Origin of the sequence: Sutterella wadsworthensis 2_1_59BFAA, assembly GCF_000297775.1 — a bacterium.
GTDB classification, from domain to species: domain Bacteria; phylum Pseudomonadota; class Gammaproteobacteria; order Burkholderiales; family Burkholderiaceae_F; genus Sutterella; species Sutterella wadsworthensis_A.
The window spans coordinates 20,497-31,172 of the sequence record NZ_JH815520.1 but is presented as its reverse complement, the minus strand read 5'-3'; the positions used below and the strand labels follow the sequence as shown (position 1 = coordinate 31,172).

The 10,676-nt window shown below is 63.0% G+C and carries 11 protein-coding genes; 7 read left to right on the top strand and 4 right to left on the bottom strand.

The genetic code is table 11. From position 1 onward, the window contains the following. Both HMPREF9465_RS10245 and HMPREF9465_RS10240 read left to right on the top strand, forming a co-directional pair. Positions 1-260: helix-turn-helix domain-containing protein (locus HMPREF9465_RS10245; RefSeq protein ID WP_147645361.1), on the top strand; the 260-nt coding region annotated here is incomplete at its 5' end. Next, complete coding sequence (locus tag HMPREF9465_RS10240) at positions 248-1,129, top strand: IS3 family transposase (protein ID WP_147645344.1); 882 nt, start codon at positions 248-250, stop codon at positions 1,127-1,129. The genes HMPREF9465_RS10245 and HMPREF9465_RS10240, both read left to right, overlap by 13 nt. 295 nt (positions 1,130-1,424) lie before the next feature. On the opposite strand, the gene HMPREF9465_RS10235 is transcribed toward HMPREF9465_RS10240, so the two are convergent. The 4 genes from HMPREF9465_RS10235 to HMPREF9465_RS10220 all read right to left on the bottom strand — a co-directional run bounded on the left by HMPREF9465_RS10235 (position 1,425) and on the right by HMPREF9465_RS10220 (position 6,578). Next, positions 1,425-3,200, bottom strand: coding sequence for a hypothetical protein (locus HMPREF9465_RS10235; RefSeq protein ID WP_038007670.1), 1,776 nt, complete (start codon positions 3,198-3,200; stop codon positions 1,425-1,427). 246 nt (positions 3,201-3,446) lie between these two features. Continuing rightward, positions 3,447-3,725, bottom strand: coding sequence for a hypothetical protein (locus HMPREF9465_RS10230; RefSeq protein ID WP_005436697.1), 279 nt, complete (start codon positions 3,723-3,725; stop codon positions 3,447-3,449). 158 nt (positions 3,726-3,883) lie between these two features. Further along, positions 3,884-5,287, bottom strand: coding sequence for an alanine/glycine:cation symporter family protein (locus tag HMPREF9465_RS10225; RefSeq protein WP_005436694.1), 1,404 nt, complete (start codon positions 5,285-5,287; stop codon positions 3,884-3,886). 175 nt (positions 5,288-5,462) lie between these two features. Further along, on the bottom strand, positions 5,463-6,578 hold the full coding sequence (locus HMPREF9465_RS10220) for a M20 metallopeptidase family protein (protein WP_005436693.1): 1,116 nt from the start codon (positions 6,576-6,578) through the stop codon (positions 5,463-5,465). Positions 6,579-7,092: 514 nt separating this feature from the next. On the opposite strand from HMPREF9465_RS10220, the gene dapA reads away from it, so the two are divergent. The 5 genes from dapA to HMPREF9465_RS10195 all read left to right on the top strand — a co-directional run bounded on the left by dapA (position 7,093) and on the right by HMPREF9465_RS10195 (position 10,495). Further along, entirely contained in the window at positions 7,093-7,986 is an 894-nt protein-coding gene (dapA, locus tag HMPREF9465_RS10215; protein WP_005436691.1) for a 4-hydroxy-tetrahydrodipicolinate synthase, read from the top strand. Between the two features lie 20 nt (positions 7,987-8,006). Next, a complete protein-coding gene (dapB, locus tag HMPREF9465_RS10210) occupies positions 8,007-8,735 on the top strand; it encodes a 4-hydroxy-tetrahydrodipicolinate reductase (RefSeq protein ID WP_005436689.1) in 729 nt (242 codons plus the stop codon). A gap of 4 nt (positions 8,736-8,739) precedes the next feature. Beyond that, positions 8,740-9,444 (top strand): 2,3,4,5-tetrahydropyridine-2,6-dicarboxylate N-acetyltransferase, encoded by a 705-nt coding sequence (gene dapD / locus HMPREF9465_RS10205; protein WP_005436687.1) that lies wholly within the window; start codon positions 8,740-8,742, stop codon positions 9,442-9,444. A 121-nt stretch (positions 9,445-9,565) separates the two neighbouring features. After that, the gene (locus HMPREF9465_RS10200; protein WP_005436685.1) at positions 9,566-9,841 is read left to right on the top strand and encodes a heavy-metal-associated domain-containing protein; all 276 of its coding nucleotides are present in this window, start codon (positions 9,566-9,568) and stop codon (positions 9,839-9,841) included. Between the two features lie 192 nt (positions 9,842-10,033). Further along, positions 10,034-10,495: a hypothetical protein gene (locus tag HMPREF9465_RS10195; RefSeq protein ID WP_005436683.1), complete on the top strand. Its 462-nt coding sequence runs from the start codon at positions 10,034-10,036 to the stop codon at positions 10,493-10,495. The last annotated feature ends 181 nt before the right edge of the window (positions 10,496-10,676 follow it).

Here is a 10,676-nt window from a genome sequence, read left to right as displayed (position 1 = left end):
TTGAAGATCAGGTCTCGTACCAAGACATCTTGGCTGCATATGGCGTTGCTCCCAAGCTTCTTCGACGTTGGTGCAAGATTTATAGTGAACATGGCGAAGCAGGTCTGCAACCGAAGAAAAGGGGACGTCAGTTAGGGGCCAAGCAGAAGCCCGTGCAAGAGTTGACCCCCATGGAGAAGCTGGAACTTCGTATCAAGCAACTTGAAGCGGAGAATGCCATCTTAAAAAAAGTCGCGGCCCTGAAAGATTGGCGAAACTGAGCAATCGAGAGAAAGCAGAGATCGTTTATTCTCTTTCAGGGCAACATGATCTTGATCTTCTGTTGAAGATCATTGGGTTGCCCCGGTCGAGCTACTACTATGCCCGTAAACATCCGAAGGCAGCTACACGCCCGGACGTTCATGAGAAGGTCAAGGAAATCTTCAACCGCACGTCAAATGGTTGCGGCCATCGCCAGATCTTCATGCGTTTACGTCGTGAGTTCAACATCGTCATCGCGAAAAAGACGGTATTGAAGGTAATGCGAGAATTGGGGTTGATCTGTAAGATTAGGCGACAGGGGTTTAGAAAGTACAGCTCTTATAAAGGCGACAATCGTACCGTTCCCAATCTCTTGGCACGCGATTTCAAAACAGCCTGCCCCTTCACGAAGATCGGTACCGATGTGACAGAGTTCGCTTTGTCCTTCGGTAAGGTATACCTCGCTCAGGTCGTTGACTTTTACTCCAATGAGATTCTGGCTTTCTCCATCAGTCGATCGCCCAACATGGATCAGCAAGAAGAGATGTTCGACGCGTTGGTGAAGGCGTTACCCCTTGGGGCTAGTCCCATCCTTCACAGCGATATGGGATGGCAATATCAGAATCCTGATTGGATTAAATGGACCAAGGAGCACAACGTCACGCGAAGCATGTCTCGCAGGGGTAACTGTTTGGACAATGCGGCAACAGAGCAGGCATTTGGCCATATGAAGGACGAGTTCTTCAGGGGGCAGTGCTGGGATAGCTTTGACGCCTTCAAGAGCGATCTGACGGCTTATATCGCCCATTGGAACACGAAGAGACCTCAGGAGCGTTTGGATGGATACGCACCATCCGAGTACCGTCAGCGTTATGTTAAAGCGGAATAAGAGCGTTCTCAGCGGTCTGAGAGCGATGAGTCGGGTCAAGGGTTGACCGAAGAAGTTGGAGGGGCCCTTTGGGAGGATCTAAGTTGTTCGGTCGTCCCTTGACGCGCCCCAGATAAAATACGCTATCGGCGTAGCCGGGACTTGCTTGTCCCGGCTATGCCAAGCGGCGAGCGTTAAAATCGGCCGCACTCAACTTGGAGTTTATTTTGTAGTCCAAGTTTCGGGGTCCAGATCATCCGCACGGGGCTTTCCTTTTTGTCTTTTGCCTTTTTATCCTTTTCCGGCCCTTCCCTTCTCAGGAGATGAAGGACTGGATGTGGCGGTCTGCATCGCGCATGACGTTGAGCGCCTCCGTGGCAGCGTCCGTCCAGAAGGCGTCGGAGGCGGGATCGGCGCCGAGGTGGCGTCTGATGAGCTCGTCGCAGTCGATCGTCGCGCAGTCGGAGAGGAAGTCCCCGAACGAGCCGCCGCAGGCCGTGCGGCCGTCGGCCAGAAGCCTGCGCCTCAGAACGGCCGCGATGAGGTAGCCCGCCGTGTACTGCCAGTCGTAGTGGGGCTCGCGCGGCAGATAGAAATGAAGCTTGGCGGCCCAGACGTACTGGTCGGACCCTCGGACCGTGTCCGCGAAATAATCCTCCCAGATGGTGTTGGTGAGCTTGTTGATGTCGTTCACCGAGAGGTAGCCGTGCCTTCTCTCCTCGTGGAGCCTGTGCGAAAGTTCAAACCTGAAGGGCAGGTGCAGGAGGTTGACGCCGATCTGGCGCAGGGCCTGCCAGAGTACGGCCGCATGTTCGCGGCGCTCCCACTCCGTCTCCTCGAGAAGCTGAGCGAGGAAGGCGTCCATGAAGAAGCGTCCCGCGATTTCGCACGAAAGAAGGGACGGATTCTGCGCGATGGCGGGATAGGCGATGAGCCTGTCCCTCAGGGACGCTTCGCCCAGGATGTGGGCAAGCTCGCAGGCGCGGTTGAGCGTGGGCTGGTAGTCCGCATAGACCGCCACGGCGCTGCAGGCGGGCACCTGCGCGCACCACGTGCCGCCCTCGCCGCCCGAGATGTTGCTCGTCTCGATCCAGCCTGCCGAAAGGAGGCGCTTGAGAAAGCCCTGAAAGTCGGGATCGATCCTGCTGAAGGTGCGACGCAGCGCGTCGGTGGCGCCGTCGAACGAGGCGGCCGCTTCAAGAGGCGCGGCTTCGGGAAGCGGGGCAAAGAGGTTCGCGACCGAAAGGCCCGACCTGCGGCCCTCGAGGCACGAGAGCACCATGCCCGAGAGCTGGACAGCGTTGCGGGCCCTCGGCGCAGCAGCGCGCACGGCCCTCATCATCGCGTCGAAGGCGGGGCGGCTCATGCGCTCGCTCTTGAGGGACGCGTCGAGCATCGACATGCCCGCGCGGTCTGAGAGGTTTAGCCTGTGGCCCGTCATGGCGTTGAGCAGCGCGGCAAAGGGCGCGGCGTTCTCGGCGAACCACGCATTGTAGGCGCCGAAGACCTGGCGGCGCGTGGCCGTGTCGGTGCTGTTCTTCAGATAGGATTCGGCCGACGAGCAGCTCATGACCGTCGGATGCGTGCCGTCGGGCATCTGCACCATGATCTTCATGCTGCTCTTGAGATGGGTGTAGAGGGCGCCGAGCGGCTCCTCGATGCGGCGGTCGGCCTCGGTCGGGCGCAGGATCACGCGGCTCTGGGCGGCCTCCTCGAATTCGAGCCACTCACCCGCGGGCCTGCCCTCGAGATCCTTCGGGAAGACGCGGCCCCAGTTGCGGGCGCGTTCGGCAAGCGCCTCGAGGCGTTCCGTTGCATGAAGCAGGTCCGTCCTCTCGGCGGGCACGCGGCTGTTCTTGGCCTGCTGGGTCTGCGTCGCCTTGCAGGCGGTCAGAAGCGAGACCGCAAGCCTGCGGCCGTGCTCGACGAGCTCGATGAGGCGCTCGACGGCGGCCGCATCGGTCGGATTGTCCGCAGAGAGCCTTTCGGCAAGAAGCAGCACGTCGGCCAGCGTCTCCTTTCGCTTGGCGTAGCGTTCGCTCGCAATGTTGAGGAGCCCGTCGGGCTGCCAGTGCGGTTCCACGTTCTTCAATTTCTTCCCCTCTTCTGACGTGGTCATCGAATCAGACGGAATATTGTAACCGCACCTCCGACAAAGGCAAGCTTGCCCCCTTGATCCCGCTCAACACCTCTGGCACAGGCGCAAGCGGGCAGCCGTCTCTTCAGAACGTCCCGGGAGGCGCCTTCGGACGCCGAAAACACGCTTTTCCCGAAGACAAAAAAAAGAGACGTTCCCTTCGGAACGTCCCCTCCTTGAACCTGAGGCTTCATCAGAGCGTCACGCGCGCTTGATCGCCTCGGCGATCTCGGTGCTCATCACCTCCCAGGAGCGTTCGGGACGGGGCTTGCCGCCGATGCGGTAGCTCGCCGTCTTGTAGACGAGCTCGTAGCCCTCGCGGTAGAGGCAGTTGACGGTGACGCGGCGGCCTGCGTGGTAGTCCTCGTCGGACATCTTCCTGAGAGCATAGAAGAGCTCGGCCCTCGCAGCCAGGCTGCTCGAGAACTTGCCCTGGAACTTGCGAGTCGGTTCGATCACGATTTCTTCAGGCTCGGCCATGAGCGTCCTCCTTAATGAACATGGGCTTCAAGTATGACACACCCCGGCGACCGCCGCCTGAGGGGCGACGGCGGACCAAGCCGTCGTCATGTTCATAGAAACTCGGCGCGGAAACCTCTGTCTTCAGACAGGGGGTATTGATCCTGCGCAGAGCAGCGTCAGAGTCGCTGCATGCGGTCGTCGATGTTCTCGCTCTTGCGCTCCTCGTAGTGGTCGAGCTTCTTCTCGAAGTCCTCGAGGCTCTCGCCCACGACCTTGTGCAGCGCCACGAGCGCGACGAGGTTCGGGAGCACCATCAGGCCGTTGAAGAGGTCGGCAAGCGACCAAACGAAGTCGACCTTGAGCATGGCGCCCGTGACGATGAAGGCGCAGACGATCACGCGATAGGCCAGCACGCCGCGGGACCGGAAGAGGAAGCGCACGTTCTGTTCGCCGAAGAAGTACCAGCCCATGATGGTGGAGAAGGCGAAGAAGAAGAGGCAGACGGCGACGAAGGCCATGCCGAAGGAGCCCAGGCCCACCGTGTAGGCGTGCTGCGTGAGCTCGATACCCGTCGTCTTGAAGTCGAGCACGCCCGTCACAAGGATGACGATGCCCGTGAAGGTCACGATCACGACCGTCGTAAAGACGCCGAACATCGCGACGAGGCCCTGTTCGGCGGGATGCTCGACGCGGGCGACGGCATGCGCGTGCGGGGTCGAGCCCATACCGGCCTCGTTCGAGAAGAGGCCGCGGGCCACGCCGAACTGCATCGCCTTGGCGACCGTCAGGCCGAGCGCGCCGCCCATGACGGCCTCGGGATCAAAGGCCGCGACGAAGATGAGCCTGAAGGCGGGAATCACTTCGGTGATGTGGGCGCCGATCACCCAGAGGCCGCCGATGAGGTAGATGGCCGCCATGAAGGGAACGATCTTCTCGGTGACGCTCGCCAGACGGCCGACGCCGCCGAAGAAGACGAGGCCCGCGAGCACCGCGCACACGACGCCCGAGACGGCGGCCGGCACGTTGAAGGCGGTCTGCATGGCGTGCGCGATGGAGTTGGACTGCACCATGTTGCCGATGCAGCCCAGCGCAATGATGATTGCGATCGAGAAGAAGACCGCAAGCGGACGCCACTTCTCGCCCATGCCGAGCGTGATGTAGTAGGCGGGACCGCCGAGCACGCGGCCCTGCTCGTCCTTCGTGCGATAGGTCTGCGCGAGCACGGCTTCGGCGAAGATGGTTGCCATGCCGAAGAAGGCCGCGACCCAGAGCCAGAAGAGCGAGCCCGGACCGCCCGCCACGAGGGCCGTGGCCGTGCCCGCAACGTTGCCCGTGCCCACCTGGGCCGCAACGGCCGTGGCAAGCGCCTGAAAGGAGCTCATGCCCGACTTGTCGGCACGCTTGCCGAAGAGCGACGCTCCGCCCAGAAGGAAGCGGGCCGCAAGACCGAACTTGCGCACCTGAACGAAGCGCAGCTTGATGGTGTAGAAGATGCCCGTGCCGCAAAGCAGCGGAATCAGGAAGAAGACGCCCCAGAGGACGCCATTGACGTCGCTGACGAGTTGATTGAGGAAATCCATTTGTAGCTTGGATGGAAAAGATGGACACGAAGGGCCCTCGCAGGGCCCCTCTCGTTATTCGGTTCTGTTTTCCGTTCCGGCCGTCCCAACCTTCTTTCACTGTCAGCGGCAGAGTGGAACTAGCATTCTAATGCAAAATGCAATAAGAATTTCCACTTAGGGAAGAACCATTATTCTAAGGGAGAACCATGATCTTCTTCATGAAGGCGATGCCCGCAGGGATCACGGCCTCGTCGTTCCAGCAGAAGTGCGGGGAGTGGAGTTCGTGCGCGAGCCCCACGCCGAGGAAGAAGAAGACGCCGGGAATGCACCTCTGGTAGAAGGAGAAGTCCTCCGCCGCGAGGACGGGTTCAGCGAGCAGCTGCGGGGCGTCTGCGCCGAGGTCCCTCGAGACCCGCTCGAAGAGCGTCTCGTTGTTCCAGACGGCGGGGTAGCCCGTGCTGAAGGACACTTCGAGCCCACAGCCAGTTCGCTCCGCCGTTTCGGCGGCGAGCGTCCTGAGGTGAGAGCGGATCATCTCCGCGGCATCCTCGTCGTAGGTGCGAAGCGTGCCCTGGATTTCGGCGGAGCCCGCGACGGCGTTTCGCACCGTGCCCGCCGTCATGCGGCCGAACTGCAGCGTGCGCAGGACGTCCGGCGGCAGGGCCTCGGTCCAGGCGTAAGCGGCGTTCATCCAGTCGACGCCCGCTCGCAGGGCGTCGAGCCCCTCGGCGGCGCGCGAGACGTGCACGCTCTTGCCCGTCACCTTGAGCGTCACCTCGTTCGAGCGGGCCATCATCGGGCCGGGACGCGACCAGACGCTTCCCTCAGGAAGGTTGGGCCAGAGGTGCAGGCCGAAGATTCGCGTGACGCGGTACTTCTCGAAGACGCCCGTCTCGCAGATGCGTCCCGCGCCGCCCGTCGTCTCCTCGGCGGGCTGGAAGACGAAGAGAACGTTCCTCGGCAGCTTCTCGCCCGCCCTGATCATGCGGGCCGTCTCCTCGGCAAGACCGAGTTCGATGGCCGTGTGGCCGTCGTGCCCGCAGGCGTGCATGCGCCCCGGCCTCTCGGAGGCGAAGAAAAGCCCAGTGCACTCGGTCACGGGCAGCGCATCCATGTCGGCGCGCAGGGCGACCGTCTCCTCTGCGCCCGCGTCGAAGTACGCGCACACGCTGCCCTTGATGGGCGAGAAGACCTCGGCGCCGAGCGGCTCGAGCACCTTCCTCACGTAGGCCGTCGTATCGGGCAGCTCGTCGTCGAGCTCGGGCATTCGGTGCAGGACCCTGCGGTGGTTGACGGCATTGAGGCTCATGGACGCGTTCTCCGGAAGTGCAGACACAAGGACGGAAAGGCCGCCAGGAGGCTCTCGCCCCCGAAGCCGGCGCTCGATGAAAAGTCCTGCATTTATATCATGTGGCGGAGCTTCGGAAGAGTCGAAACCGCGCACCTAGGCAATAGGTCGTAGGGCGTCTCACCTAGACGGTTTGCGCGGGACCCACCCGAGCGTCTTTTCCGACGCCGTCCCTTTTCAAAATCGGGCCGTCCGTGGTAACTTTGCTCCTGCAGATAGAGGAGCGGGGACGAAGGGCCCGACCGAGCCGGCAGGCGACGACGTCGTGGCGAGGCAACACCGCCGAATCATCCGCGGAGGGCGCTCCGGGGTGATGGGTCGCAGGAGAACATCCTGCGGACTGTCCGTCCGGGCATCCGGCCGGTTGCGCTATCCCCTTCAGAAACGCCGCGGATCCTGCTTTCCGCGCCAGACTGTCGGCAGAAGCGCCTCTGTCGACGGTTTTTCATGTCCCTGTTTCTGAGGTACTACCCCTATGAAGTTCGAAAACGTCCGAGGCTCCATCGTCGCCATGATCACGCCCTTCCACGAAGACGGAAGCGTGAACTTCGAAGCCCTCACCCATCTCATCGAGCGCCAGATCGCCGGCGGCACGAGCGCCATTCTCACGCTCGGCACGACGGGCGAATACTCCACGATGACGCACGAGGAGGACGCCGCCGTCGTGCGCCACACGATCGACACGGTCGCGGGACGCGTGCCCGTCATCGTCGGCTCGGGCTCCAACTGCACGGCCACGCAGATCGAGATGAGCCGCCGCTACGAGGCGATGGGCGCCGACGCGCTCCTCATCATCGCCCCGTACTACAACAAGGCCAACGCCGAGGGCATGTACCGCCACTTCGCCGACACGGCCGACGCCGTCTCCGTGCCCTGCATCCTCTACAACGTGCCGGGCCGCACGGGCTGCTCCATCCCGGTCTCCGTCGTCGAGCGCCTCGCGAAGCACCCGAACATCTGCGGCATCAAGGAAGCTTCGGGCAACATGAGCTACGCCATGGAGGTCGCCCGCTTCCTCGGCCCCGACTTCCAGATGTGGTCCGGCAACGACGACATCACGGTCCCCATCATGAGCGTGGGCGGCTCGGGCGTCATCAGCGTCTACGCCAACATCGACCCCGCCTCCTGTGCGAAGATGTGCACCGACTGGTTCGCGGGCCGCACCGCCGAAGCGACCACCGAGCAGGTCCGCCGCCTCGACCTCATGAACGCGCTCTTCTATGAAGTGAATCCGATTCCTGCGAAGACTGCGCTCAACATGATGGGCCTCAACGCCGGTCCGATGCGTCTGCCGCTTGGCGACATGTCGCCCGCCAACGCCGCCCGCCTGCGCGCCGAGCTCGTCAAGGCAGGCCTCATCAACGAATAAAGACTCTGGAAAGAAGCCCCATGAACATCATCCTCATCGGAACGGGACGCATGGGGCGCCTCCTCAAGGAGTGCGCCCTTGACGCGGGTGACGCCGTCGTCGGCGAATACGGCCGCGCAAACATCGCCGAACTCGCCGCCGCGCCCGCAGCCGACGTCGCCATCGACTTCTCCGGCCCCGAGGCCCTGCCCGCCGTCGCCGCCTACGTCGCCCGCACGGGCACCCCGCTCGTCTCGGGCACCACGGGCTACACGGCCGGGGAAAAGGCCGCCGTTGCCGCCCTCGGCGAACACGCCCCCGTCGTCTGGAGCGCCAACTACTCGCTCGGCGTCGCCGTGCTCGCACGCGCGCTTCGCCTCGTGACCGCAGCGCTGCGCCCCGACTTCGACATCGAGGTGACCGAAACCCACCACAACAGGAAGAAGGACGCCCCGAGCGGCACCGCGAAGCTCCTCGTCGAAGCGCTCGATCCCGCGGGCGAACTCACGCCCGTCTACGGCCGCGAGGGCCTCTGCGGCGAACGCCGTCCCGACGAAATCGGCATCCACGCGCTTCGCGGCGGCACCGTTGCAGGCACGCATTCCGTACACTTCTTCGGCCCCGACGAAGAGCTCGAGTTCACGCACCGCGCCACGAGCCGCCGCATCTTCGTGCTCGGCGCCCTCAAGGCCGCCCGCGCGCTCGTCAGGGAGCCCAAGGGCTTCCATTCGCTCGACGACCTTCTCTTCAACACCAACGGAACCCACTAGATAAATGAACGCCCAGGAAATCATCAACTACATTGCCACCGCTCCCAAGAAGACCCCCGTCAAGATCTACGTGAACCTCAGGGAGCCCGTCGACTTCGCGTCCTGCGGCGCCAAGGTCTTCGGCGAGGGCCTCAGTCTCGTCGTCTTCGGCAACTGGGCCGACCTTGAACCCGTGGTCACGGCCAACGCCGCCGCCATCGCCGACATCGTCATCGAAAACGACCGCCGCAACTCCGGCGTTCCGCTCCTTGACATCAGGAACATCCGCGCCCGCATCGAACCGGGCGCCGTGATCCGCGAAAAGGTCGAGATCGGCGAAGGCGCCGTCATCATGATGGGTGCCGTCATCAACATCGGCGCCGTCATCGGCGAAGGCACCATGATCGACATGGGCGCCGTGCTCGGCGGCCGCGCCATCGTCGGCAACCGATGCCACATCGGCGCGGGCACCGTACTCGCAGGCGTCGTCGAACCCGCCTCCGCCACCCCCGTCGTCATCGAGGACGACGTCATGATCGGCGCCAACGCCGTCGTGATCGAAGGCGTGCGCGTGGGCCGCGGCGCCGTCGTCGGTGCGGGCGCCATCGTCATCAAGGACGTGCCCGCTGGCGCCGTCGTGGTTGGCAACCCCGCCCGCATCATCAAGATGAAGGACGAAAAGACCGAGGCCAAGACCGCGCTCATCGACGCGCTGCGCACCCTCGACTAAACCTCCCGAGACAGTCCGCATCCCGAGGGGAGAGGCGTTACGACGCCCCTCCCCGATTGTTTGCGCCCCTCTTCGAACGTGATAGAATGCGATTCATTCTCAAGTCCTTTGGAACGCCAACATGATCCGCACCCGAATCGAAGTCCGCAACATGGCCTGCGAGATGTGCGAAGCCCACGTGATCGAGGCCGTCCGCAAGATCCTCTCGCACGGCGAGGCGAGGCGCATCAGGGCCTCCCACCGCAGGAACGAGGTGACGATCGAGAGCGAGGCGCCGCTCTCTGAAAGCCTCGTGCGCGAATGCATCAGGTCCATCGGCGAGACGGGCTATCCCACGGGCGCCGCCTCCTCCGAAGAGGTGAAGCAGGGCCTGCTCGCCCGACTCTTCGGCGGCTGAGCCCGCCTTCCCCTTCCCTGGCCGCAATTCGTCAGGTTTTCTCCGACATCAGACGCGAAACCGTGAGTTTTTTCGTGGAAATCATTTCTGTTTCACGGCATATGTAACAAAACCGCTTCAATAACCTTCGGCTTTTCGAGCTCTCCGTATAATAGCTTCACTCTTTTTCTACTCCTTCGGAATTAGTTCGAAATGCACAAGACCAAGCTCGTCCTCCTCACCGCCGCCGCGCTCCTCGCCATCACCTCCGGTGCCGAAGCCGCCAAGGTCAAGCGCTCCTCCGGCTTCTCCATGGGCCGTCCGGCCTCCGTGAAGCCCGTCCAGAAACCCGCCCCCGTCACGAATCCGGTTCCGGGCCGTCCCGCCGCCTCCACGCAGGCCGCCCCGCAGACGGCTCCCGCCGCCGCTCCGGCCAAGCAGGCCGCGCCGGCCGCCAATCAGGCGCCCGCCCAGCAGGCTGCGCCCGCCGCGAACGCCGCTCCCGCCCAGCCCCAGCAGCAGGGCGGCGGCTTCATGTCCAACATGATGGGTGCCGCCGCCGGCGCCGTTGCCGGCTCCATGATCGGCGAAGCCCTTTTCGGCGACGACAAGACCGCCCAGGCCCAGCAGCCGGCCGAAGCCCAGCAGCAGCCTGCTCCGCAGCCCGCCAAATAAGGCGCACGGCGCAACGCTCCTGACAAGAAGCCCGCAAGGTATGCCCTCGCGGGCTTTTCCATGCTCGGATACAATGGACGGACTGCAAACCCCAGAACTGATAACTGTTTTGTAAAACATGGGGAATCGTGTTAGTATGCGCTCATTATGAGCATATATAAGATCCTAAAAGTCGTTCAAA